Source organism: Streptomyces sp. NPDC018026 (genome assembly GCF_044327745.1).
Taxonomy (GTDB): Bacteria; Actinomycetota; Actinomycetes; order Streptomycetales; family Streptomycetaceae; genus Streptomyces; species Streptomyces rubrogriseus.
This window is the reverse complement of sequence record NZ_JBIRFY010000013.1, coordinates 105,692-130,219: the sequence shown is the minus strand read 5'-3', so window position 1 is coordinate 130,219 and position 24,528 is coordinate 105,692. Positions and strand designations below refer to the sequence as shown.

The following is a 24,528-nucleotide window of genomic DNA, read 5'->3' as shown; positions in this document are numbered from 1 at the left end:
GGGGCACCGCCCTGGGGAGGAACCCTTGACCGAGCACCTCGTCGACCCCGACGTCCCGCGCGATCTGCACGCCTTCATCGCCGGACTGCCGAAGGCCGAACTGCACGTCCACCACGTCGGCTCCGCCTCCCCGCGCATCGTCTCCGAACTGGCCGCGCGCCACGCCGACTCCAAGGTCCCCACCGACCCCGAGGCCCTGGTCGACTACTTCACGTTCACGGACTTCGCGCACTTCATCGATGTGTACCTGTCCGTGGTCGACCTGATCCGCACCCCGGAGGACGTCCGGCTGCTGACCTACGAGGTGGCCCGGGACATGGCCCGGCAGCAGGTGCGCTACGCCGAGCTGACCATCACACCGTTCTCCTCCACCCGGCGCGGCATCGACGAGGGCGCCTTCATGGACGCGATCGAGGACGCCCGCAAGGCGGCCGAGGCCGAGTTCGGGACCGTGCTGCGCTGGTGCTTCGACATCCCGGGCGAGGCCGGTCTGGAGTCCGCCGAGGAGACGACGCGGCTGGCCACCGACGACCGGCTGCGCCCGGAGGGCCTGGTCTCCTTCGGCCTCGGCGGACCCGAGATCGGGGTGGCCCGCCCGCAGTTCAAGCCGTACTTCGACCGCGCGATCGCCGCGGGCCTGCACTCGGTGCCGCACGCCGGCGAGACGACCGGCCCGCAGACCGTGTGGGACGCCCTCACCGACCTGCGCGCCGAACGCATCGGGCACGGCACCAGCTCCGCCCGGGACCCGAAGCTCCTCGCCCACCTCGCCGAGCGGCGCATCCCGCTGGAGGTGTGCCCGACCTCCAACATCGCCACCCGCGCGGTGCGCACCCTGGACGAGCACCCGATCAAGGAGTTCACCCGCGCCGGCGTCCTGGTGACGATCAACTCCGACGACCCGCCCATGTTCGGCACCGACCTCAACAACGAGTACGCCGTCGCGGCCCGCCTCCTCGGCCTCGACGAGCGCGGCCTCGCCGACCTCGCGAAGAACGGGGTCGAGGCCTCCTTCCTCGACGCGCCGGGCAAGGCCCGGATCGCCGACGAGATCGACACGTACACCGCCGCCTGGCTCGCCTCCTGAGAATCTCGCCCACCGAGAGTTGCCCCCACCATGGACACCCCGCGCGCCCTGACCGCCGTCGCCCACCGCGGCGACCCCTACCGGCACCGCGAGAACACGCTCGGCTCGCTGCGCTCCGCCCTGGAGCGCGGCGCGGACGCGGTCGAGACCGACGTACGCCTCACCCGGGACGGGGTGCCGGTGCTGCTGCACGACGAGACGCTGAAGCGCCTGTGGCAGCAGGACCGGCCGCTGCGCTCCCTGTCGGCCGAGGAGGTGCGCGGGCTGACCGCGGGCGGCGTGCCGACGCTCGCCGAGGCGCTGGCCGCGACCGAGGGCAGCCGGCTGATGCTGGACCTGCCGGGCGGTCCCGGCGAGCGGGCCGTGCGGCGCGTCGTGGACGTGGTCCGCGAGTGCGGCGCGCGGGACCGGGTGTACTACACGGCGGGCGCCGCCGCCATGCTCGCCGTACGGGCCGCCGACCCCGCCGCCGAGATCGCCATGACCTGGACCACGGCGGCCCCGCCCCGGCCCGCGCTGCTCGCGGCGGTCCGGCCCCGGTGGCTCAACTACCGCTTCGGACTGGTGGACCGGGCCCTGGCCGAGCGCGTCCACCGCGACGGCTTCCTGCTCTCCGCCTGGACCCCCGACACCCGCCGCACCATGCGCCGGCTGCGCGCCGCGGGCGTCGACTCGATCACCACCAACCGCATCGACGTGCTGTGCGCGCTGCGCGACCGGGGCGCGGCCGGGGTGGGGTCCCCCCTCACCCCGGCCGCGCCGCGGTAGCCGGGCGGGCCGTCAGCCCCTCGTCAGCCGTCGCGCCACCGCGTGCGACGCGACGGTCGCCGCCGCCGCGAAGCCCAGCCCCACAGCGAGATCGCGCGGGCGGGTGGCGCGCAGGACTCCGGCGCGGCGCAGGCGTCGGCGGGCCCAGAGGGTGAAGGGGACGACGATCAGCGGCGAGGTAGCCGACCCCGGCGTGTAGCCGCGCACCAGGCCCGCCTGCGCGAGGTGGACCAGGCCGTGCAGGCCGAAGGCGTTGAGCGCGGCCTGGTACGTGGCCGAGCGGCCGCCGGTCAGCCGTCCGGCCACGGACGCGGAGGCCACGACCGCGGCCATCGCGCCGACCGCCACCGCGAACTCCCGCCCGTCGACCGAACCGGCCCGCCGCCACACGGCCTCCGGCACGGTCGGGTACCGCTCGCGCAGGGCGGGGAGGTTGCGTCGCCACCAGCCCGGCACGGTGGTCAGCTCTTCGAGGTCGTGCAGGACCCAGGCGGCCAGCAGTCCCAGCGTGACCGCGCCCTCGACCCCTTCATCACTCGATGAATTCATCACATGATCAGTCTGCTACACCCCCACGATCCCGTTCCACCGCTTCGCGGACTCCGTCGGCCCCCCGGACGGGTCGACCGCGCACGCGCCGCGGCCCCGGACGGAGACCGGGGAGGTCCGTCCGGGGCCGCGCGCACCGCGTGGGGTCACATGCGTGGGGTCACATGCGTGGGATCACATGTGTGGGGTCACATGTCCAGCGACGTCATCACGTGCTTGATCCGCGTGTAGTCCTCGAAGCCGTAGCCCGACAGGTCCTTGCCGTAGCCGGACTTCTTGAAGCCGCCGTGCGGCATCTCGGCGACCAGCGGGATGTGGGTGTTGATCCACACGCAGCCGAAGTCCAGCCTCTTGGACATCCGCATCGCGCGGCCGTGGTCCTTGGTCCACACCGAGGAGGCCAGCGCGTACTCCACGCCGTTGGCCCACTCGACGGCCTGGTCCTCGTCGCGGAAGGACTGGACGGTGATGACCGGCCCGAAGACCTCCTGCTGGATGATCTCGTCGTCCTGCTTGAGGCCGGAGACGACGGTCGGGGCGTAGAAGTAGCCCTTGTCGCCGACCCGGTGGCCGCCCGCCTCGACCTTGGCGTGCGCGGGCAGGCGCTCGATGAACCCGGAGACCTGCTTGAGCTGGTTCGGGTTGTTCAGCGGGCCGTACAGCACGTCCTCGTCGTCCGGCTGTCCGGTCTTGATCTCGGACGCGGCCTTGGCGAGCGCGCTCACGAACTCGTCGTGGACCGACTCGTGCACCAGCACGCGGGTGGCGGCGGTGCAGTCCTGCCCGGCGTTGAAGTAGCCCGCCTCCGAGATGCCCTCGACGGCCTTGGGGATGTCGGTGTCCTCGAAGACCACGACCGGCGCCTTGCCGCCCAGCTCCAGGTGGACCCGCTTGAGGTCCTTCGACGCCGACTCGGCGACCGACATGCCCGCCCGCACGGAGCCGGTGATGGAGGCCATCGCCGGGGTCTCGTGCTCGACCATCAGGCGGCCGGTGTCGCGGTCGCCGCAGACGACGTTGAAGACGCCCTTGGGGACGATCGAGCCGATGATGTCGGCCATCAGGGCCGTGGAGGCCGGGGTGGTGTCCGAGGGCTTGAGGACGACCGTGTTGCCCGCGGCGAGGGCCGGGGCGAACTTCCACACGGCCATCATCATCGGGTAGTTCCACGGCGCGACCTGCGCGCAGACACCGATCGGCTCGCGGCGCACGAAGGAGGTCAGCCCCTCCATGTACTCGCCGGCGCCGCGGCCCTCCAGCATCCGCGCCGCGCCCGCGAAGAAGCGGATCTGGTCGACCATCGGCGGGATCTCCTCGGAGCGGGTCAGCCCGATGGGCTTGCCCGTGTTCTCCACCTCGGCCGCGATCAGTTCCTCGGCCCGCTCCTCGAACGCGTCCGCGATCTTCAGCAGGGCCTTCTGCCGCTCGGCCGGGACCAGGTCCCGCCAGGCCGGGAAGGCCGCCGCGGCGGCCGCCATCGCGGCGTCCACATCCGCCTCCCGGGAGAGGGGGGCGGTCGCGTACGCCTCGCCCGTGGCGGGGTTGACCACTTCCGTGGTCCGTCCGTCGGCGGCGTCCCGGAACTCACCGTCGATGTAATTGCGCAGACGACGCAGCTCGGTGCTCACTGCCGGCCCTCCAAGTTCGGGTGTCCATTGACTGAGACACCCACCCTAGACGGAGTGCCGACGTTTTCAACACCCCCGCTCCCCTCAGCGTTGCGATATCCGCAGATTGAAGCGACTCAGACAACGAATTTCATCGATCCGGCCTTGCGAAACTGTCGATACGTCGTGCACAGTGAAGCCGTGGCCAGTCGAAGCGCAGACCAGAAGGACTCCCGCGAGTCCAGGAACGGCGGTCCCCAGTTGGACGCCGTCTCCCTCGCCATCATCGAGCAGCTCCAGGAGGACGGCCGCCGGCCGTACGCCGCCATCGGCAAGGCCGTGGGCCTGTCGGAGGCGGCCGTGCGCCAGCGCGTCCAGAAACTGCTCGACCAGGGCGTGATGCAGATCGTCGCCGTCACGGACCCGCTCACGGTGGGCTTCCGGCGCCAGGCGATGGTCGGCGTCAACGTCGAGGGCGACGTGGAGTCGGTGGCCGAGGCGCTGTCGGCGATGTCCGAGTGCGAGTACGTGGTGATGACCGCGGGCTCCTTCGACCTGATGGTGGAGGTCGTCTGCGAGGACGACGACCACCTCCTGGAGGTCATCAACCGACGCATCCGGGCCGTGCCCGGCGTGCGCTCCACCGAGAGCTTCGTCTACCTCAAGCTCAAGAAGCAGACCTATATGTGGGGAACCCGATAATCGTGAGCACCGACAGCCCCAAGGACCTCAGCAAGGCCGCGTACGACCACCTGTGGATGCACTTCACCCGCATGTCGTCGTACGAGAACGCCCCCGTCCCCACCATCGTCCGCGGTGAGGGCACCCACATCTACGACGACAAGGGCAAGCGCTACCTCGACGGTCTCGCCGGCCTGTTCGTGGTCCAGGCCGGACACGGCCGCCAGGAGCTCGCGGAGACCGCCTCGAAGCAGGCGCAGGAGCTCGCCTTCTTCCCGGTGTGGTCCTACGCCCACCCCAAGGCCGTCGAGCTGGCCGAGCGCCTGGCGAACGAGGCCCCCGGCGACCTCAACAAGGTCTTCTTCACCACCGGCGGCGGCGAGGCCGTCGAGACCGCCTGGAAGCTCGCCAAGCAGTACTTCAAGCTGACCGGCAAGCCCACCAAGTACAAGGTCATCTCCCGCGCGGTGGCCTACCACGGCACCCCGCAGGGCGCCCTGTCCATCACCGGCCTGCCCGCCCTCAAGGCCCCCTTCGAGCCGCTGGTCCCCGGCGCGCACAAGGTGCCGAACACCAACATCTACCGCGCCCCGCTCTTCGGCGACGACCCCGAGGCCTTCGGCCGCTGGGCCGCCGACCAGATCGAGCAGCAGATCCTCTTCGAGGGCCCGGAGACCGTCGCCGCGGTCTTCCTGGAGCCGGTGCAGAACGCGGGCGGCTGCTTCCCGCCCCCGCCCGGCTACTTCCAGCGGGTGCGCGAGATCTGCGACCAGTACGACGTGCTGCTCGTCTCGGACGAGGTCATCTGCGCCTTCGGCCGCCTCGGCACCACCTTCGCCTGCGACAAGTTCGGCTACGTCCCGGACATGATCACCTGCGCCAAGGGCATGACCTCGGGCTACTCCCCGATCGGCGCCTGCGTCATCTCCGACCGCCTGGCCGAGCCGTTCTACAAGGGCGACAACACCTTCCTGCACGGCTACACCTTCGGCGGCCACCCGGTCTCCGCCGCGGTCGGCATCGCCAACCTCGACCTCTTCGAGCGCGAGGGCCTCAACCAGCACGTGCTCGACAACGAGGGCGCCTTCCGCGCCACCCTGGAGAAGCTGCACGACCTGCCGATCGTCGGCGACGTACGCGGCAACGGCTTCTTCTACGGCATCGAGCTGGTCAAGGACAAGACCACCAAGGAGTCCTTCGACGAGGAGGAGACCGAGCGGGTCCTGTACGGCTTCCTCTCCAAGAAGCTCTTCGAGAACGGCCTGTACTGCCGTGCCGACGACCGCGGCGACCCGGTCATCCAGCTCGCCCCGCCGCTGATCTCCAACCAGGAGACCTTCGACGAGATCGAGCAGATCCTGCGGGCCACGCTGACGGAGGCGTGGACGAAGCTCTGATCATCCTTTGAGGTGATCATCACCGGCCCCGGAGCGGTCCGTTCGAGTGAGAACGGCGGCCCGGGGCCGCGTGCTGTCCGGCTTCCTCCGCGGCGACTCCTTACGGTGCCCAGTGACCGATCGGCCCCGCCTTCGTTCCCCCGGAAGGGGGACAGGACCGGGGAAATACGGATCAGAACCGAGGTGTACGCCCATGGAGGCCCCGCCGGACAACGACGTGCTCTGGGCCCGCGCCCTGCACTTCCAGCACCACGACGGCTCCCCCGCGCTGCAAGGAGTGTCGCTCGGCGTGCGCGAGGGCGAGATCCTCGCCGTGAGCGGCCCGCGCGGCAGCGGCAAGACCACCCTGCTGCGGTGCCTGTCCGGACTGGTCAAACCGCAGGACGGCGAGGTGTGGTTCAACAGCGTGCCGGTGCACACCATGGGTCCCCTCGGCCGCGAACGGCTGCGCCGCGACCGCTTCGGCTGGATCGACCCCGCCCCGGCGCTCGTCCCGGAGCTGAACGCCTGGGAGAACGCCGCGCTCCCCCTCATGCTGCGCGGCACCGGCCGGCGCCGGGCCAAGACCGCCGCCCTGGAATGGCTGGACCGCCTCGACGTCGGCGGCAAGGCGCGCCGGCGCCCGCACGAACTCCAGCAGGCAGAGCGGCAGCGCGTCTGCATCGCCCGCGCCCTCGCCGTCACCCCGGCGGTGCTCTTCGCCGACGAACCGACGGCCCCCCTGCACCGCGCCGACCGCGCCCACGTCCTGCGGACGCTCACCACGGCGGCCCGCTCGCACGGCATCACCGTCCTGCTCGCCACGCACGACGCGCAGACCGCCGCCCTGGCGGACCGCGCGGTGGCGCTCCTGGACGGACGACGGGTGCGGACCGTGCACCTGCCGCCGCTCGCCGAGACCACGGTGGCCACGGGCGCCGCCGGGACTCCCGGAACGGAAGGCCGGGCGGCGTGCTCGCTCTCCGCCTGACCCGCACCGCCCACCTCGCCGTCCACCTGCGCCGCCTGCTGGTCGCGCTGGCCTCGGCGGGCACGGGTTTCCTGCTGCTGTGCGCCCTCGGCCACGCGCTGGGCCACCCCGACGCGCCCGGCGCCTCCGCCCTCCGCCTGGCCTGGTGCGCGGCGCCGCTGGCCGCCGCGGTGTACCTCGCGGTCGCCGTGGCCCGCACCGATCCCGGCACCCGGCCCCGCTCGGGGCTGTCCGCGATCGGCCTGGGGCCGGGCCGGCTGATGGCCGTCTCGGCGACGACCACGGCCCTGTCCGCCGCGCTCGGGTCGGTGGCGGCCCTGCTCGCCTTCCTGTACCTGCGCGGCAGCCTGACCGGCCGCCCGCCCTCCGACCTCGTGGCGGCCGACGCCCTGGCCGTCGGCCAGTCCCTCCCCGCCCCGGCCGTCCTGACCCTGCTGGTCCTCGTACCGGCCCTCGCCTCGGCGGCCGTGGCCCACACGCTGCGGCCCCGCGATCCCCGGCCCACCGCGGCGGCCGCCCCCCGGGGTTACGGCCGCTTCGGCGCGTACGGCTTGGGCAAGGCCCGCGAAACCTTCGGCGCCTACGGCCGCTTCGGCGCCCGCGTCGCGGTGACTGCGGGCAGTCGTGCCGCTGGGGCGATGGGGGTCCCCCCGCTCGAGCGAAGCCGAGAGTGGGGGAGGGTGGGCGCAGGCGGCGCCCTGCAAGCGCAGGCGAGTGATCCCCACCCCCCGGCTCCGACGGACGTCGCCACGCAGACGCTGGACGCCGCTCCCCCGGCCCCGGCCCCGGCCCCGGCGGACGCCACCCCGCCCGAGCCGGCCCCCCGCCCCCAGAACACCACCGCCCTCCCCTGGGGCATCGCCGTACTCACCGCGGGCCTCACCGTCGAGACCTACACCGGCAACGCGGCCGCCGCCCCCGCCCCCGGCACCGCCCCCTCCGCCGGCGTCCTGATCGGCTGGGCCCTCACCGCCCTGGGCCTCGCCCTGGCCGGCCCCGGCCTCACCCACCTGTGCGGCCGCCTGCTCCAGGCCGCCCGCCCCGGCGCCCTGCGCCTCCTGGCCGGCCGCGTCCTCATGGAGGAGTCGCAGCGCGTCGGCCGCCCGCTCGGCGTCGTCGCCGCCGTCGCCGCCGCGGCCTACGTGGCCACGACCGTGTACGACGGGGACGGCCCCGCCTTCGGCCCGCTCGGCACCCTGGGCGCCGTCCTCGTGGCCGGCTGCACGGTGGCCACCCTGCTCACCGCGGCCGTCGAGGCCCGGCACGCCCGGGCCGACACCACGGACGCCCTGCTGCGGCTCGGCGCGCCCCCGGCGACCCTGCGGGCCGCCGCCGCGGTACGCGCCGCCGCCCTGCTCGTCCTGTTCGGTCCCCTGGTCCTGATCGTCGCGGTGCTGGCGGCGCTGCCGCTGGACCACTGACCGGCGGAAATCTTTTCGAGAAAGTCCGCGCGACGGCGATGAGTTCCGGGGCCGCCTCCCGTCTACCTCTTCGAACGGCACGGCACACGCACCGCACCGCGACAGCGGCGCACCGACGGGAGAGGCCCCCATGTACCAGCAGATGATCTTCGTGAACCTGGCCACCGACGACCTCGACGCCGCCAAGAAGTTCTTCACCGGGCTGGGGTGGGAGCTCAACGCCCAGTTCAGCGACGACAGCACCGCCTCGTTCCCGGTGAGCGACACCATCGTCGTGATGGTGCACACGCCGCAGAAGTACCGCGAGTTCACCAAGAAGGAGATCGCGGACTCGACGAAGACCAGCGAGGTGCTGATCGCACTGAGCGCCGAGAGCCGCGAGAAGGTCGACGAGCTGGTGGACAAGGCGGTCGCGGCCGGCGGCTCGGTCTCCGGCGAGACCCAGGACCACGGCTTCATGTACGGGCGGGCCTTCGACGACGTCGACGGCCACACCTTCGAGGTCGTGTGGATGGACCCGGCGGCGGTCGAGGGCTGATCCGGACGCGTGCCTAGCATGGGCGGGTGGATCCGACATCCGATCAGACACCCGCCCAGCGCAAGGCCCGGTCACCGCACGGGTCACCGTCACCGTCACTGTCACAGTTCCAGTCCCACCACGCTTCCCACGACCGGGAGATCGAGAGCCTCGACGAGTTCGACCGCGTCGTCTCCTCGCCCGGCTCCCTCGCCCATCACCGCGTCCAGGCCGTCGACCTGACGGACCGTACGGACGCCCTGCTGGCCGCCGATCCCACGGGCGCCGTCTTCCTCGGCTGCCCGATGGACCCCGGCGCCGCGGCCAGGGTGCGCGCCGCGGGCGCCCTGGTCTTCCCGCCCATACCGGGACTGCCCTTCGACCCCTACCGGGGACGCCTCTACTCCCCCGACGAGCTCTACGCCCGCCTCGACGAGGACTACGCGGCGACACCGGACGCCCTCGCCTACGACTGGTTCCAGCAGACCAGGGCCGACGGTGACGTGTTCGCCTCGATGCTGCGCGCCGTCCACGACGACGCCGTGTCGGACGCGCTGGACGAACTCGTCGCCGGTGTCCGGGTGGTGGGCGTCATGGGCGGCCACGCCATGGCCCGGGGCACCGCGGAGTACGCGGGCGCCGCGCGCCTGGGCCGTGAGCTGGCCCGCGCCGGGCTCACAGTGGCCACGGGCGGCGGTCCGGGCGCGATGGAGGCGGCGAACCTCGGCGCGTACGCGGCCCCGTTCGACGACGGGATGCTGGACGACGCCCTGATGCTGCTCGCCAAGGTCCCGTCGTTCGCGCCGTCGATCACCGACTGGGCCCGGTCCGCGTTCGAGGTGCGGGAGCGCTGGCCCGGCGGCGGTGCCTCGATCGGCATCCCGACCTGGTTCTACGGCCACGAGCCGCCCAACGCCTTCGCCGGGCACATCGCGAAGTACTTCGCCAACGCCACGCGCGAGGACGGTCTGCTGGCCCGGTCCACGGCGGGCGTGGTGTTCCTGCCCGGAGCGGCCGGGACCCTGCAGGAGATCTTCGACAACGCGACGCCGAACTACTACGAGTCGCGCGGCGGACCCACGCCGATGGTGCTCGTGGACCGTGAGCACTGGACCCGTACGCTGCCCGCGTGGCCGCTGCTGCAGTCGCTCGCGAAGGGACGGCCGATGGAGTCCCGAATCGCTCTTGTTGGCCGAATCGATGAGGCTCCCGATGCGCTGAAACGTCTCGGCGGTTAATAAGACGGCAAAGTCAACGGCCGTGGCAGGCATATGCGTTGACACTTCTTACGGCCCGCTTATAGACCAGTGAGGCTCATGGGTGTGCTGATGCCGTGTCATCGAGCGTCGGCACCCTCTCCACCCCCCGCATCCGCGCTCCCGTAAAGGACAAACGTGGCAGTCCTGTCCATAATCAGCCGCACGGCATCCCGCCGCGGCGTCCGCGCCCTCGGCGTCGTCGCCGCCTCCGCGGCCCTGGCGCTCAGCGCGTCGGGCAACGCCCTCGCCTGCGACATCAGCGAGTTCTCCGCCGAAGCCAAGTGCGACGGCGACAACGGTGTCATCACCGTCACCGACGTGGACCCCGCCGGCATCCCGGCCACCGTCACCGTCTACCTCAAGGACGGCGACAAGCAGGTCGGCCAGCAGACGGTCAAGGGCTCCAAGGACGGCACCACCGTCTCCTTCCCGGTGGACTGGCAGCCGAACACGACGTACCGCATCCACGTGAAGGCCGACAGGTACGTCGACGAGGACATCCAGCCGGACGTCACCACCCCGTCGACCCCCTGCAAGAGCGAGGACACCCCGACCCCGACCCCGTCGGAGAGCTCCTCGACCCCGTCGGACGAGACCGAGTCCCCGGCGCCCGAGCCGTCCACGTCGGCGCCCGCGCCGTCGCAGCCGGAGAGCACCGCCCCGGCGGCCGTGCCGAACGACAACGCCCCGTCCCCGGCGGCCGGTGACTCCAACCTCGCCGAGACCGGTGCCAACTCCAACACCGGCATGATCGCCGGTATCGCGGCGGCCCTGGTCGTCGTCGGTGGCGGCGCCGTCTTCTTCGGCCTGCGCCGTCGCGGAGCGAACAGCAACAGCTGACGCCCGCGCCGACCGTTCACGGCGGTGGCCCGTCCCGTACCGGGGCGGGCCACCGTCGTGTCAGCCGAACGTCGCCTTCTCCCGCCAGAGTTCGAGCAGCTTGCGGTCGCCGAGCACCTCAAGTCCCGGCGCGTCCAGCGGAAGCCGGCCGTAGAAGGCCAGCAGCACGTCGGTGAGCGGGCCGCGCAGCGCCACCGTCGCCTTCTCGTGCCCGCGGCGCCAGGTGATGCCGTCGTCGGGAAGCTCGATCAGCCACTCGGCGTTCAGCCCGGCCGGAGCGTCGGTCGCGTGCAGGTGGAGGCTGCTGCCGGGGGCGCGCAGTTCGTTCGCCGCGGCGCCGGGCAGGGCCCGCTGCACGAACCGCACGATGTCCAGCCACTCGTCGATCGCGTCGGCCGCCACCTCGGGTGCGACCGCCTGGTGGGGCAGGCCCGCCGCGAGGGCCGCGTCCGCGCCGTGGACGACGAGTTCGTGGGCCATCCGGCGCGCCCAGAACCCCGCCGTGTCGACACCGGCCCACGACCACGCCCGCGCGTCCGGACCGGCCTCCCGCAGCGCGCCGACGACCACCTCGCCGGACTCCGCCAGCCACGCGTCCAGCGCCGCCGCGTCCCCGCGGACCGCGGGTCCCTCGGATCCCGGCGCGCGGTCCACCGGGACGTCCTGCTCGGCGCGGGTGCCGACGATCAGCCCGGTCCAGCGCAGGGCCCGGCCCACGTGCCGCACCAGGTCCTCCAGGGTCCAGTCCGGGCAGGTCGGCACGGTGGCGGTCAGGTCCGCACCGGAGGTGACCACGGCCCCGAGCCTGCCCACCTGGTGAACGATTTCGTCGCAGTACCGGTCGTGTGCGAGGAGTGTCATGCGATCACCCTACGAGCACGAACGATCACCGGTGACCACATGATCAGCCAAGCACGACGACTTCCGCCGCGTCGAACTCCACCCCCACCGCGTCCCCGACCTCCGGCGCCGCCCGCAGCGCGCAGGCCGCCTCCAGGCGGGGCGCGTCCTCGGGCTTCAGGTGCACGGCGACGTGCGTACCGCGGAAGGTGCGGGCCGTGACCGTGCAGCGCAGGCCCTCGTCGACGGGGACGACACGGACGCCGGCCGGCCGCACGAGCACCGTACGCGCGCCCTGCGGGGCGTCCTCGGGGACCGGCACCTTGCCCCACGGGGTGTCCGCGGCCTGTCCCGCGACAGACGCCTCGGCCACGTTCTCGAAGCCGAGGAAACGGGCCACGAACGCGTCCGCCGGCCGCTGCCACACCTCCAGGGGCGTTCCCGACTGGGCGATCCGCCCGTCCCGCATCACCACGACCCGGTCGGCGAGCGCGAACGCCTCGCCCTGGTCGTGCGTCACGGCCAGCACGGTGGTGCCCAACCGCCCGAACAGCTCCCGCAGTTCGACCACGAGGCGCTCCCGCAGCGAGCGGTCCAGCTGGCCGAGCGGCTCGTCCAGCATCAGCAGCCGGGGCCGGGGCGCGAGCGCGCGGGCCAGTGCCACCCGCTGCTGCTCCCCGCCGGAGAGCGCGGCGACGGACCGGCGGGCGGCGCCCGGCAGCCCGACCAGTTCCAGCAACTCCTCCACCCGGACCCGCTGATCGGCCCGGGACGCGCCGCGCATCCGCGGCCCGAAGGCGATGTTCCCGGCCACGTCGCGCTGCGGGAACAGCTGGTGGTCCTGGAACATCAGCCCGAGCTCGCGCTTGTGCGCGGGCACCCCGGACTGGTCCCGCCCGTCCAGCGTCACCCGCCCGGCATCCAGCGGCTGGAGCCCGGCGACCGCCCGCAGCAGCGTCGACTTGCCGCTGCCGCTGGGCCCGAGCACGCACACCACCTCGTGCTCGGCGACCCCCAGGCCGACGTCGTCGAGCACGGCCCGCCCGCCGAAGCGGACGGTCGCGCCTTCCAGGCTCAACAGGCTGGGCGGCATGTCTAGAACTCCCCGCTCCGGTCGGTCCGCAGCCGCTCCAGCACCACCAGGGCCACCGCGCACACCAGCATCAGAATCGTCGAAAGGGCCATCGCCTGGCCGTAGTTCATGTCCCCGGGCCGGCCCAGCAGGCGCGCCACGGCGACCGGCAGCGTCGGGTTGTCGGGCCGTGCGATGAACACGGTCGCGCCGAACTCCCCCAGCGACACCGCGAAGGCGAACCCGGCCGCCACCAGCAGCGCCCGCCGCACCATCGGCAGGTCCACCTCGCGCCACACCCGCCACGGCGACGCGCCCAGCACCGCGGCCGCCTCCCGCAGCTGTCCGTCCACCGCCCGCAGCACCGGCAGCATGGTCCGTACGACGAACGGGACGCCCACCAGCGCCTGCGCGAGCGGCACCAGGATCCAGGAGGACCTGAGGTCCAGCGGCGGTTCGTCCAGCGCGATCAGGAACCCGAAGCCGACCGTCACGGCCGACACCCCGAGCGGCAGCATCAGCAGCGCGTCGAACCCGCGCACGAAACGGCCCGCGTCGCGCCGGGTGAGCGCGGTCGCGGCCAGCGCGCCGATCACCACGGCGATGGCGGTGGCGGCGACGGCGTACTGGAGGGAGTTGCCGATCGCCTCGATCGGCGGGACGAGGAAGGCGCCGCCGTCCTCGCGGGTCAGCGCCCGGTAGTAGCCGAAGCCGGACGCCCCCAGCGACCGCTGGACCAGTACCGCCAGCGGCAGCACCAGCAGGACGGCGATGACGCCCAGGACGCCGGCGAGCAGCGCCCACTGCCCGGCTCCGCGCGGCCGGCGCGCGGTCGTGGCCGCGTCCACGAGCCGCAGCGCCGTCTCCCGCCGCCGCACCGTCCAGGCGTGCACGGCGAGGACGGCGACGACCGCCGCGAACTGGATCAGCGTCAGGACGGCGGCCGTGGACAGGTCGAAGACCTGCGAGGTCTGGCGGTAGATCTCCACCTCCAGGGTGGAGAAGGTGGGCCCGCCGAGGATCTGGACGACTCCGAAGGAGGTGAAGGTGAACAGGAAGACCATCAGCGCGGCGGCGGCCACGGCGGGTGCCAGCGCGGGCAGTGTGACCTGCCGCCAGGCCCGCAGCCGGGAGGCCCCGAGCATCCGCGCGGCCTCCTCCTGCCGCGGGTCGAGCTGCGCCCACAGTCCGCCGACGGTGCGGACGACGACGGCGTAGTTGAAGAAGACGTGCGCGAGCAGGATCGCCCACACCGTGGTGTCCAGGCGCAGGCCCCACAGCTCGTCGAGCAGCCCGCCGCGCCCGACCAGCGCCAGGAACGCCGTACCGACGACGACCGTCGGCAGCACGAACGGCACGGTCACCACGGCCCGCAGGACCTGCTTGCCGGGGAAGTCGAAGCGGGCGAAGACGTACGCGCCGGGCAGCGCGACGAGCAGCGTGAGCCCGGTGGACGCCAGGGCCTGCCAGGTGGTGAACCACAGCACGTGCCGCACGTCCGACTGTGCGAGCACGTCCCCGATCCGCCCGAGCTGCCAGACCCCGTCGACCTTCAGTCCGCGGGCCACGATGGCGGCGACGGGGTAGGCGAAGAACACCGCGAAGAACGCGACGGGCACGGCCATCAGGCCGAGCCGGGCCGCGCTCCCGCGGGCGGTCCGCGCCGCCTTCCTGCCCTCCCGGCTCACTTCAGTACGAGCGAGGTCCACGACTTGACCCACTGGTCGCGGTTGTCGGCGATCTTCGCCGGGTCGAGGGTCTGCGGGTCCTTCGCCTGCGGCCCGAACTTCGAGAACACCTCGGGGACCCGCGCGCCCTCCCGCACCGGGTAGACGAACATGTTCAGCGGCATGTCCTCCTGGAAGGACTTGCTCAGCAGGAAGTCGAGGAGGGCCTTGCCGCCCTCGGGGTTCTTCGCGTTGCTGAGCAGACCCGCGTACTCGACCTGCCGGAAGCAGGTGCCGTCGGCGACGCCCGTGGGGGCGGTGTCCGGCTGCGGGTCGGCGTAGACGACCTCGACGGGCGGGGAGGAGGCGTAGGACACGACGAGCGGACGGTCGCCCTTGGCCTTCTTGCCGCCGGCCGAACCGGAGAACTCCTCGTTGTACGCCTGCTCCCAGCTGTCCACGACCTTGACGCCGTTCGCCTTGAGCTTCTTCCAGTAGCCCTCCCAGCCGTCGTCTCCGTACTGGGCGGCGGTGCCGAGAAGGAAGCCGAGGCCGGGCGAGGAGCTGCCCGCGTTCTCGGTGACGAGCAGGTCCTTGTACTCGGGCTCGACCAGGTCGTCGAAGGACTTGGGCGGGGTCAGCCCGTGCCGGTCGAAGTACGCCTTGTCGTAGTTGACGCAGATGTCGCCGGTGTCGACGGGCGTGACCCGGTGCTTGTCCTGGTCGGCCCGGTACTCGGGCCGGACGAGGTCGGCCCCCTTGGCCTCGTACGGCTGGAACAGGCCGTTGTCGAGGGCGCGGGAGAGCAGGGTGTTGTCGACGCCGAAGAAGACGTCGCCCTGCGGGTTGTCCTTGGTGAGGACGGCCTTGTTGACGGCCTGGCCCGCGTCGCCGTCCTCCAGGACCTTGACCTTGTAGCCGGATTCCTTCTCGAAGGCGGCGATGACGTCCTTGGACGCGGCCCACGAGTCGTGGCTGACCAGAGTCACGGTCTTGGAGCCGCCGGAGCCGCTGCCGTCGCCGCCGTCGTCGGACGACGATCCGCAGGCGGCCAGCGTGCCGACCATGCCGAGCCCGACGGCCAGGACACTGACCTTCTTGGTGATGCTCACTGAATTCCTCCTGGGTGACCAGGAGAAGACGCGGCCCCGCCCGGGACCCCTGGCGAGGGTCCCGGGCAGGGCGCAACAGCTCGAGTGGTGACCGATCTCCCTACCCAGAATGACCTGGGCCAGGTTCGGAGGGTCTGCGGCCGGTGCCGCACTCTCAGCGCTGTGGCGCTCCCCTGTCGGAATATGAAGATGTGACGACTATGACGATGTACTGGGCGTGCTGGATGTACTACTGATACTTCCGCCGGTCAGGTTACCGCTCGCTCGCGGCGAGCTGACCACACGCCCCGTCGATCTCCTGCCCACGGGTGTCCCGGATCGTCACCGGCACACCGTGCGCCGCGATGGCCTCCACGAACGCCTTCTCGTCCTCGGGCCGGGACGCGGTCCACTTGGAGCCGGGCGTCGGGTTGAGCGGGATCAGGTTGACGTGCACGGGCCTGCCCTTGAGCAGCCGCCCGAGCCGGTCGCCGCGCCAGGCCTGGTCGTTGATGTCGCGGATCAGGGCGTACTCGATGGACAGCCGGCGCCCGGACTTCGCCGCGTACTCGAACCCGGCGTCCAGCACCTCGCGCACCTTCCACCGCGTGTTGACGGGGACGAGGGTGTCGCGCAGCTCGTCGTCGGGGGCGTGCAGCGAGATGGCGAGGCGGCACTTGAAGCCCTCGCCGGTGAAGCGGTGGATCGCCGGGACGAGACCGACCGTGGAGACGGTGATGCCGCGCTGGGAGAGTCCCAGCCCGTCGGGCTCGGGGTCGGTGAGCCGGCGGATGGAGCCGACGACGCGGTTGTAGTTGGCGAGGGGCTCGCCCATGCCCATGAACACGATGTTGCTGAGCCGGGCGGGGCCTCCCGGGACCTCGCCGTCCCTGAGCGCCCGCATGCCGTCCACGATCTGGTGCACGATCTCGGCGGTCGACAGGTTGCGGTCCAGGCCGGCCTGGCCGGTGGCGCAGAACGGGCAGTTCATCCCGCAGCCCGCCTGGGAGCTGATGCACATGGTCACCCGGTCCGGGTAGCGCATGAGCACCGACTCGACGAGCGTCCCGTCGAACAGCTTCCACAGCGTCTTGCGCGTGGTCCCCTGGTCGGTCGACAGATGCCGCACGACCGTCATCAGCTCGGGCAGCAGCGCTTCCCGCAGCCCCTCGCGCGAACCGGCGGGGATGTCGGTCCACTGCTCGGGGTCGTGCGCGTACCGCGCGAAGTAGTGCTGCGAGAGCTGCTTCGCGCGGAACGGCTTCTCACCGATCGCGGCGACAGCCTCCTTGCGCTCGGCAGGCGTGAGATCGGCAAGGTGCCGCGGCGGCCGCTTCGCTCCGCGGGGTGCGGCAAAGGTGAGCTCACCGGGGGCTGGACGGGCCACGGTCGGACAACTCCTCATGACGGCGGGCCTGTGGCAACCCCCCGCTTTCTGCGGGGACAACGGCAGGGCCGTGCCGAAGCCAGGAGACCTCACTGGGACACCCCCGCGTCGGCGGGGACACACGGAAGGGCCCGCGGCAGACGCCGCAGGCCCTTTCCATGCTACCGGATGACTGTCAACCCACCCCGACGAAGATCACCAGCAGCAGCCACACCACCGGCGCCGTCGGGAGGAGGGAGTCCAGCCGGTCCATGATGCCGCCGTGGCCCGGCAGGAGGGTGCCCATGTCCTTGATGCCGAGGTCTCGCTTGATCATGGACTCGCCGAGGTCGCCCAGGGTGGCGCTGACGGCGACCACGAGGCCGAGCAGCAGGCCCTGCCACCAGGTGCCGTCGTCGATCAGGAACTGCATGCACAGCGCACCCGCCACCATCGCGAACGCGACCGCTCCCAGCAGGCCCTCGCGGGTCTTGCCGGGGCTGATGCGCGGGGCGAGCTTCTTCTTGCCGAAGCGCCAGCCGACGGCGTAGGCCCCGGTGTCGCTGACGACCGTCAGTATCAGGAAGACCAGGACGCGCCAGGCGCCGTCGTCGGCCGCCAGCATCATGGCGACGAACGTGGCCAGGAACGGCACGTAGAACGCGGCGAAGAGGCCTGCCGTGACGTCCTTGAGGTAACCCTCCGGCGGCTCCGTCATCCGCCAGACCAGGACCGCGAGCGCGGTGAGGGCCATGGCCACCCACGCGCCCTCGGCGCCGCGTGCGTAACCGGCGACGACCATCGCGGCGCCGCCGATCGCGAGGGGTACGAGGGACGCCTTGATGCCCTTGCGCTCCTCCAGCCGCTTGGTCAGCTCCCACAGCCCCACCACGACGGCGACCGCGATCACACCGACGAAGACCGCCTTGACGACGAACAGCGACGCGACGATCACCACGCCGAGGCCGACGCCGACCCCTATCGCCGCGCCCAGGTCACGCCCCGCGCTCTTCTTCTGCGGCGGCGGCTGGGACTGCGCCGGCTGCGGGGCGTCGGGCATGGGCTCCGGATTCTGCGGCACCGCCGCGTACGGCTGCGCCGACGGGTTCTGGTCGTGGAACGGCTCGTCCCGGAACAGGGGACCGCTCAGCCGAGCGGTCCCCTGGTCGTCGTCCTGGTCTCCGCCGTGTTCGGGTACGTCGGGCACGATGGGCATGGGGCGAGTCTGCTGCGCGTAGTGCGCATCGTACGCGGGACCCGCCGGGCCGGCGCCCTGGACGGGTCCCTGGTCGGACGGCCCCCAGCACCCGGCTTGTGGCGGCGCTCCCCAGGAAGAGTCGTTCATCAGACCTCGAGCAGCTCCGCTTCCTTGTGCTTCAGGAGCTCGTCCACCTGTGCGACGTACTTGGCGGTGGTGTCGTCGAGCTCCTTCTCCGCACGGCGGCCCTCGTCCTCGCCGACCTCGCCGTCCTTGACCATCTTGTCGATGGCGTCCTTGGCCTTGCGGCGCACGGAGCGGATCGAGACCTTGGCGTCCTCGCCCTTGCTCTTGGCGACCTTGATGTACTCGCGGCGGCGCTCCTCGGTCAGCTCGGGGAACACCACCCGGATGATGTTGCCGTCGTTGCTCGGGTTGACGCCCAGGTCGGAGTCGCGGATCGCCTGCTCGATGTTGCGCAGGGCCGTCTTGTCGAAGGGGGTCACCACGGCCATGCGCGGCTCGGGCACGGAGAACGAGGCCAGCTGGTTGATCGGCGTCGGCGCGCCGTAGTAGTCGGCCACGATCTTGTTGAACATCGCCGGGTGCGCACGGCCGGTGCGGATCGCGGCGAAGTCCTCCTTGGCGACCACGACGGCCTTCTCCATCTTCTCCTCGGCCTCGAGGAGGGTCTCTTCGATCACCACTTGCTCCTGCGTGTCTTGAGTAGGCCCGGCTGCGGTTCCCTGGGGGCGGCGGCCGGCTGCGTCGCGTTCTTCCTGCACGGTTCCCGACCGTCGGGACATTGTCCATCCCCCGGTCCGGCCCCGTCCCGTCCGTCCCCCGGACAGGTGGCGTCCGCGGACAGGGGGTGTTCTCCGGTCAGTCCCGGCTGCCCTGGTCACCCACAAGCGTGCCGATCTTCTCACCCTTGACGGCGCGGGCGATATTGCCCTCCTTCAACAGCTCGAAGACCACGATCGGGAGGCTGTTGTCGCGGCAGAGCGTGACGGCCGTGGCGTCGGCGACCTTCAGGTCCCGGGTGATGACCTCGCCGTACCCGAGCGCGTCGAACTTCACGGCGTCCGGGTTGGTCTTCGGGTCGGAGTCGTAGACCCCGTCCACGCCGTTCTTGCCCATGAGCAGCGCCTCGGCGTCGATCTCCAGGGCGCGCTGGGCGGCGGTGGTGTCGGTGGAGAAGTAGGGCATGCCCATACCGGCGCCGAAGATGACCACACGGCCCTTCTCCAGGTGGCGCACCGCGCGCAGCGGGATGTAGGGCTCGGCGACCTGGCCCATGGTGATGGCGGTCTGCACGCGGCAGTCGACGCCCTCCTTCTCCAGGAAGTCCTGGAGGGCCAGGCAGTTCATCACGGTGCCGAGCATGCCCATGTAGTCGGAGCGGGCGCGGTCCATGCCGCGCACCTGCAGCTCGGCGCCGCGGAAGAAGTTGCCGCCGCCGATGACGATCGCGATCTGCGCGCCGTCGCGGACGACGGCCGCGATCTCGCGGGCGATGGCGTGCACCACGTCGGGGTCGACGCCCAGGCCCCCACCGCCGGAGAACGCCTCTCCGGACAGCTTCAGCATGAAGCGGCCGCTCACTTTGCCGTCGTCGCTCTTCTCGGCCTTGGTGGTCATGGAGATCTCGCCTCTTTTACGTGGGTCACACACACGAAGAAGGCCACTGCCGGTGGGGGCGTGTTTCGCATCCCATACGCGGCAATGGCCTCCTCGTCAGATCTGCTGTCGTCCGCCGCCACGCGCGCGTGCGCCACGGCATGCGCGTACGGCGCCGACGACTTGCGTCGACCCTACCGGGGTCGCGCGTCCGTCGCGGTACGGACTCAGATGCCGACCTTGATGCGCGAGAAGCGCTTCAGGCTGACACCGGCCTCTTCCAGCACCTTCTGGACGGACTTCTTGTTGTCCAGGGCGTAGGGCTGGCCGAGCAGGGTGGCGTCCTTGAAGAAGCCGTTGAGGCGACCCTCGACGATCTTCGGCAGGGCGGCCTCGGGCTTGCCCTCGGCGCGGGTGGTCTCCTCGGCGACGCGGCGCTCGGACTCGACGACCTCGGCCGGGACGTCCTCCTTGGAGAGGTACTTCGGCGCGAAGGCGGCGATGTGCTGGGCGACGCCCTTGGCGATCTCGGCGTTGGGCTTGTCCAGCTCGACGAGGACACCGATCTGCGGGGGCAGGTCGGGCATCGTGCGGTGCATGTACGCGGTCACGAAGCCGCCGGAGAACTGCGCGAAGCGGTCCAGGACGATCTTCTCACCGAGGTTGGCGTTGGCCTCGTCCACGTACGCCTGGACGGTCTTGCCGGGCTCGATCTCGGAGGCCAGCAGGGCCTCGAGGTCGGCCGGGGCGGCCTTGGCGACGTGCTCGGCGATGGTCTTGGCGACGGTCTGGAACTTCTCGCCCTTGGCGACGAAGTCCGTCTCGCACTTCAGCTCGACGAGGACACCCGAGGTGTTGTCGTCGGCGATGATCGAGACGACGGCGCCGTTCTCGGCAGAGCGGCCCTCGCGCTTGGCGACGCCCTTCTGGCCCTTGATGCGGAGCGCCTCGACGGCCTTCTCGACGTTGCCCTCGGCCTCGTCCAGCGCCTTCTTGCAGTCCATCATGCCGGCGCCGGTGAGCTCGCGGAGCTTCTTGACGTCGGCGGCGGTGTAGTTCGCCATGATTCCGGAATCTCTCTCGAAGTCTGAAGATCTACGGGCCGGACGGCGGGGGCTGTGCGGCCCCCGCCGTCCGGCACCCGAAGGTGGTGAGGGGTCAGGCCTGCTCGGCGTCCGCGGCCGGGGCGGCCGGGGTCTCGGCGGGCGCCTCGGCGGCGGGGGCCTCGGCGGGGGCGGCCTCGGCAGCCGGAGCCTCGGCGGGCTTCTCGGCGGCCTCGGCGTCGTCCGTCTTCTCGGCCTTGTCGGCCTTCTCGCCCTCGAGCAGGTCGCGCTCCCACGCGGCGAGCGGCTCACCGGCGGCCTTGTCGCCCTTGGCACCACCGGCGGCGCCGGAGCGGGCGATGAGGCCCTCGGCGACGGCGTCGGCGATCACGCGGGTGAGCAGGGTGACGGAGCGGATCGCGTCGTCGTTGCCCGGGATCTTGTAGTCGACCTCGTCGGGGTCGCAGTTGGTGTCGAGGATGGCGACGACCGGGATGTTGAGCTTCCGGGCCTCGCCGACCGCGATGTGCTCCTTCTTGGTGTCCACGATCCAGACGGCGCTGGGCACCTTGGACATCTCGCGGATACCGCCGAGGGTCTTCTCCAGCTTGGCCTTCTCGCGGGAGAGGACCAGCAGCTCCTTCTTGGTGAGGCCGGAGGCGGCCACGTCCTCGAAGTCGATCTGCTCGAGCTCCTTCAGGCGCTGCAGGCGCTTGTAGACGGTCGAGAAGTTGGTGAGCATGCCGCCCAGCCAGCGCTGGTTGACGTAGGGCATGCCGACGCGGGTGGCCTGCTCGGCGATGGCCTCCTGCGCCTGCTTCTTCGTGCCGACGAACATGACCGTGCCGCCGTGGGCGACGGTCTCCTTGACGAACTCGTAGGCGCGGTCGATGTACGACAGCGACTGGAGCAGGTCGATGATGTAGATGCCGTTGCGCTCCGTGAAGATGAAGCGCTTCATCTTCGGGTTCCAACGGCGGGTCTGGTGACCGAAGTGGACGCCGCTTTCCAGCAGCTCCCGCATCGTGACGACGGCCATGGCCGTATCTCCTTGATTTTCTCGGTTGTGCCGCGTGAGCCGGACGGCTCCCGCGCCTGACGCCCGCGACGCGCCTGCCACTAGGGACCGAGGGGCGCTGACACGAACCTGGTAGGGCCTCGTGTCGGGGCGTGCGAAGTCGACCCGGTGACCCGGATCGCCACCAGAAGTGTACGGGACCCACGGGGTGCCGGGTGACGCGGCTGTCCACAACCGGAGCGCGGTCCACAGGGCCGGGCGGCGGTCGGCCCTGGTGCGGGACCGTGCCCGTATGCGAACGAGGCGATGGATGAGGGCGTGGGCCCGAGTGGTGGTGCTGCCGGGCGTCCTGACCGTCCTGGCCGTCCTGACCGCGCCGGCCGTCCGGACCGCGGGGCTGCCGCGTCCGACGACGGCGGCGGCGGTGTGGGCCCTGCCGGACGCGGTGGGCCCGGCGGGCCCGATGGACCCGGCGGTGCCGCCCGTGGCCCGGTACTGGCCGGTCGGCACGCGGCCGGCCGTCCTGCGGGGCTGGGACCCCCCGGCGAACCCGTACGGACCTGGGCACCGCGGCGTGGACCTCTCCGCGAGCACCGGGGCGCCGGTGCGCGCGGTGGCCGCCGGGCGGGTGTCCTTCGCGGGGCCGGTCGGGGGCCGGGGCGTGGTCTCGGTGGAACTGACGGGCACGGGCGAACCACCCTTGCGGACGACGTTCGCCCCCGTCGAGACGGCCGTGCGGAAGGGTGACGAGGTCGCGGCCGGGGAGCTGCTCGGCACGGTGCAGCCGACCGGTTCGCACTGCACGGCCTGTCTGCACTGGGGTCTGCTGCGGGGCGAGGTCTATCTGAACCCGCTGTCCCTGCTCCCGCCGTGGCTCCTTGACGCGGGTCCGTCGCGGCTGCTGCCGGTGGCGGGGGTGCCGTTGCCCGGCCGCGGGAAGATCAGCCCCGTACGCCGCGCAACGCCATGGAGACCGCCGCCTGGGTGATCGCCCCGGGCTCCTCCGCCGCGCCCAGTTCGATCCGCCGTACGGCCGCGTCCACGACGCCCTGGAGGAGCATCGCCGCCAGCCGCGGCTGGTCGTGCCCCATCTCGCCCAGCGCCTCGACGATCATCGCGACCAGGCCGCCGTGCGCCGCCCTGATCTTCTCGCGCGCGCCGGCGTCCAGCTCGCTCGCGGAGATGGCCACGACGGCCCGGTGCCGCCGGTCCCCGACCAGGTCGAGCTGCTTGCGCACATACGCCTCGACCTTGGCGTCGGGGGCCGTCTCGCGCTCCATCGCGGCCTCGACCTCGGCGGCCCAGACAGGGAAGTCGACGGCGCACAGCTCCTCGACCACCGCCGCGCGCGACCGGAAGTACTCGTAGACCGACGAGCGGGCGAGACCCGTCCGTTCGGCGAGGGCGGGGAAGGTCAGCGCCTCCGTTCCACCGTCGGACAGCAGGGAGCGCGCCGCGTCCAGCAGGGCGGCACGCTGCATCGACCGGTGCTCGGCCACAGAGGCCGCTCGAATCCTTGGCACGTCACCACTTTACGGACGCGGCACCCCGTACGGGAGTCACTCGGCCGGCCACCCGTTCGCCGACCGGGCCGGGGGCGGGGCAGGATCCGTGCCGTAAGACCAGGTCAGCGGCCGAAACCCGCCAGTTTGGCGCGCAGTTGCAGTACCGACTTGGTGTGGATCTGGCTGACCCTGCTCTCGGTCACGCCCAGCACGTTGCCGATCTCGGCGAGTGTGAGGCCCTCGTAGTAGTACAGGGTGACGACGGTCTTCTCGCGCTCCGGCAGTGTGTTGATCGCCCGGGCCAGGAGCCGGCGCAGCTCGCGGTCCTCGGCGACCTCCACCGGGTTGTCGGCGGCGGTGTCCTCCAGGGTGTCCATCAGGCTCAGCCGGTCGCCGCCCTCGCCGCCCGCGTGCAGCAGTTCCTCCAGGGCCACCACGTTGGCCAGCGACAGCTGGCTGAAGACCGCGTGGAGGTCCTCCACCGCGATCCCCATCTCCGCCGCGACCTCGCTCTCCGAGGGGGTGCGGCGCAGACGTGCCTCCAGCGTCGCGTACGCGCGCTCCACGTTGCGCGCCTTCTGCCGCACCGACCGCGGGATCCAGTCCAGCGCCCGCAGTTCGTCGATCATCGCGCCCCGGATCCGGGTGATCGCGTACGTCTCGAACTTGATCTCCCGGTCGACGTCGAACTTCTCGATGGCGTCGATCAGCCCGAACACCCCGGAGGAGACGAAGTCGGCCTGCTCGACGTTGGGCGGCAGTCCCACGCTGACCCGGCCCGCCACGTACTTCACGAGGGGCGAGTAGTGCAGGATCAGCTGCTCCCGCAGCCGCTCGTCGCCGGTCGTCTTGTACGACCGCCACAGCTCGTCGAGCGTCGAGGGGGCGGACGGTCGCACGCTGCCACCGTCGCGGGCGGCTGGGGGGATCGCCGCCCGGTCGGACCCGGAGGTGTGCTGGGGCATTCGTCGCCTAGTGCCGTTCTGCCGTGATGTGGATCTGCCTGAGGCCG

General features: G+C 71.8%; 24 protein-coding genes and 1 riboswitch. Of the genes, 10 read left to right on the top strand and 14 right to left on the bottom strand.

Features of this window, described 5'->3' with window-relative positions:
• Positions 1-25 precede the first annotated feature (25 nt).
• Both ACH4D3_RS31965 and ACH4D3_RS31960 read left to right on the top strand, forming a co-directional pair.
• On the top strand, positions 26-1,087 hold the full coding sequence (locus ACH4D3_RS31965; RefSeq protein WP_164272066.1) for an adenosine deaminase: 1,062 nt from the start codon (positions 26-28) through the stop codon (positions 1,085-1,087).
• A gap of 30 nt (positions 1,088-1,117) precedes the next feature.
• Positions 1,118-1,855: a glycerophosphodiester phosphodiesterase gene (locus ACH4D3_RS31960; RefSeq protein WP_398329326.1), complete on the top strand. Its 738-nt coding sequence runs from the start codon at positions 1,118-1,120 to the stop codon at positions 1,853-1,855.
• 12 nt (positions 1,856-1,867) lie between these two features.
• Here the strand turns inward: ACH4D3_RS31960 and ACH4D3_RS31955 are convergent, their stop codons facing one another.
• Complete coding sequence (locus ACH4D3_RS31955; RefSeq protein WP_398329323.1) at positions 1,868-2,407, bottom strand: HXXEE domain-containing protein; 540 nt, start codon at positions 2,405-2,407, stop codon at positions 1,868-1,870.
• Between the two features lie 185 nt (positions 2,408-2,592).
• Positions 2,593-4,032, bottom strand: coding sequence for a gamma-aminobutyraldehyde dehydrogenase (locus tag ACH4D3_RS31950; protein ID WP_159329331.1), 1,440 nt, complete (start codon positions 4,030-4,032; stop codon positions 2,593-2,595).
• Positions 4,033-4,197: 165 nt separating this feature from the next.
• Here ACH4D3_RS31950 and ACH4D3_RS31945 point away from each other — a divergent pair, with 165 nt between their 5' ends.
• From ACH4D3_RS31945 to ACH4D3_RS31915, 7 genes are all read left to right on the top strand, one after another.
• Complete coding sequence (locus tag ACH4D3_RS31945; protein WP_007444925.1) at positions 4,198-4,713, top strand: Lrp/AsnC family transcriptional regulator; 516 nt, start codon at positions 4,198-4,200, stop codon at positions 4,711-4,713.
• Between the two features lie 2 nt (positions 4,714-4,715).
• Positions 4,716-6,089, top strand: a complete 1,374-nt coding sequence (locus tag ACH4D3_RS31940; protein WP_398329319.1) for an aspartate aminotransferase family protein — start codon at positions 4,716-4,718, stop codon at positions 6,087-6,089.
• A gap of 193 nt (positions 6,090-6,282) precedes the next feature.
• Positions 6,283-7,059: an ABC transporter ATP-binding protein gene (locus ACH4D3_RS31935; protein ID WP_398329316.1), complete on the top strand. Its 777-nt coding sequence runs from the start codon at positions 6,283-6,285 to the stop codon at positions 7,057-7,059.
• The gene (locus ACH4D3_RS31930; protein WP_398329313.1) at positions 7,041-8,480 is read left to right on the top strand and encodes a hypothetical protein; all 1,440 of its coding nucleotides are present in this window, start codon (positions 7,041-7,043) and stop codon (positions 8,478-8,480) included. The genes ACH4D3_RS31935 and ACH4D3_RS31930 overlap by 19 nt, the downstream gene beginning before the upstream one ends.
• 130 nt (positions 8,481-8,610) lie before the next feature.
• The gene (locus tag ACH4D3_RS31925) at positions 8,611-9,018 is read left to right on the top strand and encodes a VOC family protein (RefSeq protein ID WP_398329310.1); all 408 of its coding nucleotides are present in this window, start codon (positions 8,611-8,613) and stop codon (positions 9,016-9,018) included.
• 26 nt (positions 9,019-9,044) lie between these two features.
• Positions 9,045-10,235, top strand: a complete 1,191-nt coding sequence (locus tag ACH4D3_RS31920) for an LOG family protein (protein ID WP_398329308.1) — start codon at positions 9,045-9,047, stop codon at positions 10,233-10,235.
• Between the two features lie 156 nt (positions 10,236-10,391).
• Positions 10,392-11,096: an LAETG motif-containing sortase-dependent surface protein gene (locus ACH4D3_RS31915; RefSeq protein WP_398329305.1), complete on the top strand. Its 705-nt coding sequence runs from the start codon at positions 10,392-10,394 to the stop codon at positions 11,094-11,096.
• 60 nt (positions 11,097-11,156) lie between these two features.
• On the opposite strand, the gene ACH4D3_RS31910 is transcribed toward ACH4D3_RS31915, so the two are convergent.
• The 10 genes from ACH4D3_RS31910 to rpsB all read right to left on the bottom strand — a co-directional run bounded on the left by ACH4D3_RS31910 (position 11,157) and on the right by rpsB (position 22,032).
• A complete protein-coding gene (locus ACH4D3_RS31910) occupies positions 11,157-11,957 on the bottom strand; it encodes a maleylpyruvate isomerase family mycothiol-dependent enzyme (RefSeq protein ID WP_398329302.1) in 801 nt (266 codons plus the stop codon).
• 43 nt (positions 11,958-12,000) lie between these two features.
• Entirely contained in the window at positions 12,001-13,029 is a 1,029-nt protein-coding gene (locus tag ACH4D3_RS31905) for an ABC transporter ATP-binding protein (RefSeq protein WP_398329299.1), read from the bottom strand.
• Between the two features lie 2 nt (positions 13,030-13,031).
• Positions 13,032-14,717, bottom strand: coding sequence for an ABC transporter permease (locus tag ACH4D3_RS31900; RefSeq protein WP_398329296.1), 1,686 nt, complete (start codon positions 14,715-14,717; stop codon positions 13,032-13,034).
• The gene (locus ACH4D3_RS31895) at positions 14,693-15,787 is read right to left on the bottom strand and encodes a thiamine ABC transporter substrate binding subunit (RefSeq protein WP_398329293.1); all 1,095 of its coding nucleotides are present in this window, start codon (positions 15,785-15,787) and stop codon (positions 14,693-14,695) included. The genes ACH4D3_RS31900 and ACH4D3_RS31895 overlap by 25 nt, the downstream gene beginning before the upstream one ends.
• Positions 15,788-15,866: 79 nt before the next feature.
• A riboswitch (TPP riboswitch) is annotated at positions 15,867-15,972 on the bottom strand.
• A 68-nt stretch (positions 15,973-16,040) separates the two neighbouring features.
• On the bottom strand, positions 16,041-17,171 hold the full coding sequence (rlmN, locus tag ACH4D3_RS31890; protein WP_398329290.1) for a 23S rRNA (adenine(2503)-C(2))-methyltransferase RlmN: 1,131 nt from the start codon (positions 17,169-17,171) through the stop codon (positions 16,041-16,043).
• Positions 17,172-17,328: 157 nt separating this feature from the next.
• Entirely contained in the window at positions 17,329-18,477 is a 1,149-nt protein-coding gene (locus tag ACH4D3_RS31885) for a phosphatidate cytidylyltransferase (protein ID WP_398329287.1), read from the bottom strand.
• The gene (gene frr / locus ACH4D3_RS31880; RefSeq protein WP_059300879.1) at positions 18,477-19,034 is read right to left on the bottom strand and encodes a ribosome recycling factor; all 558 of its coding nucleotides are present in this window, start codon (positions 19,032-19,034) and stop codon (positions 18,477-18,479) included. Before frr ends, ACH4D3_RS31885 begins: the two co-directional genes overlap by 1 nt.
• A gap of 178 nt (positions 19,035-19,212) precedes the next feature.
• Entirely contained in the window at positions 19,213-19,971 is a 759-nt protein-coding gene (pyrH, locus tag ACH4D3_RS31875; RefSeq protein WP_054100839.1) for a UMP kinase, read from the bottom strand.
• Positions 19,972-20,177: 206 nt separating this feature from the next.
• Complete coding sequence (tsf, locus tag ACH4D3_RS31870) at positions 20,178-21,014, bottom strand: translation elongation factor Ts (protein ID WP_104632535.1); 837 nt, start codon at positions 21,012-21,014, stop codon at positions 20,178-20,180.
• A 94-nt stretch (positions 21,015-21,108) separates the two neighbouring features.
• Entirely contained in the window at positions 21,109-22,032 is a 924-nt protein-coding gene (gene rpsB, locus ACH4D3_RS31865; RefSeq protein ID WP_398329282.1) for a 30S ribosomal protein S2, read from the bottom strand.
• A gap of 271 nt (positions 22,033-22,303) precedes the next feature.
• Between rpsB and ACH4D3_RS31860 the strand changes: the two genes are divergently transcribed.
• Positions 22,304-22,999: a murein hydrolase activator EnvC family protein gene (locus tag ACH4D3_RS31860; RefSeq protein ID WP_398329279.1), complete on the top strand. Its 696-nt coding sequence runs from the start codon at positions 22,304-22,306 to the stop codon at positions 22,997-22,999.
• On the opposite strand, the gene ACH4D3_RS31855 is transcribed toward ACH4D3_RS31860, so the two are convergent.
• Together ACH4D3_RS31855 and whiG are read right to left on the bottom strand one after the other, a co-directional pair.
• The gene (locus ACH4D3_RS31855) at positions 22,953-23,510 is read right to left on the bottom strand and encodes a TetR/AcrR family transcriptional regulator (protein WP_398329527.1); all 558 of its coding nucleotides are present in this window, start codon (positions 23,508-23,510) and stop codon (positions 22,953-22,955) included. The two genes, ACH4D3_RS31860 and ACH4D3_RS31855, sit on opposite strands and share 47 nt — an antisense overlap.
• A 128-nt stretch (positions 23,511-23,638) precedes the next feature.
• Positions 23,639-24,481 carry an RNA polymerase sigma factor WhiG gene (gene whiG, locus ACH4D3_RS31850; RefSeq protein WP_398329276.1) on the bottom strand — a complete coding sequence of 281 codons (843 nt, stop codon included), beginning with the start codon at positions 24,479-24,481 and terminating at the stop codon, positions 23,639-23,641.
• Positions 24,482-24,528: the final 47 nt, after the last annotated feature.

Coding starts and splice junctions, on each gene's coding strand:
- ACH4D3_RS31960 (WP_398329326.1), top strand. CDS start 1,118: ATGGACACCCCGCGCGCCCTGACCGCCGTCGCCCACCGCGGCGACCCC.
- ACH4D3_RS31905 (WP_398329299.1), bottom strand. CDS start 13,029: ATGCCGCCCAGCCTGTTGAGCCTGGAAGGCGCGACCGTCCGCTTCGGC.
- ACH4D3_RS31885 (WP_398329287.1), bottom strand. CDS start 18,477: ATGAACGACTCTTCCTGGGGAGCGCCGCCACAAGCCGGGTGCTGGGGG.
- ACH4D3_RS31860 (WP_398329279.1), top strand. CDS start 22,304: ATGCGAACGAGGCGATGGATGAGGGCGTGGGCCCGAGTGGTGGTGCTG.
- rpsB (WP_398329282.1), bottom strand. CDS start 22,032: ATGGCCGTCGTCACGATGCGGGAGCTGCTGGAAAGCGGCGTCCACTTC.
- ACH4D3_RS31935 (WP_398329316.1), top strand. CDS start 6,283: ATGGAGGCCCCGCCGGACAACGACGTGCTCTGGGCCCGCGCCCTGCAC.
- ACH4D3_RS31910 (WP_398329302.1), bottom strand. CDS start 11,957: ATGACACTCCTCGCACACGACCGGTACTGCGACGAAATCGTTCACCAG.
- whiG (WP_398329276.1), bottom strand. CDS start 24,481: ATGCCCCAGCACACCTCCGGGTCCGACCGGGCGGCGATCCCCCCAGCC.
- tsf (WP_104632535.1), bottom strand. CDS start 21,014: ATGGCGAACTACACCGCCGCCGACGTCAAGAAGCTCCGCGAGCTCACC.
- ACH4D3_RS31925 (WP_398329310.1), top strand. CDS start 8,611: ATGTACCAGCAGATGATCTTCGTGAACCTGGCCACCGACGACCTCGAC.
- rlmN (WP_398329290.1), bottom strand. CDS start 17,171: ATGAGGAGTTGTCCGACCGTGGCCCGTCCAGCCCCCGGTGAGCTCACC.
- pyrH (WP_054100839.1), bottom strand. CDS start 19,971: ATGACCACCAAGGCCGAGAAGAGCGACGACGGCAAAGTGAGCGGCCGC.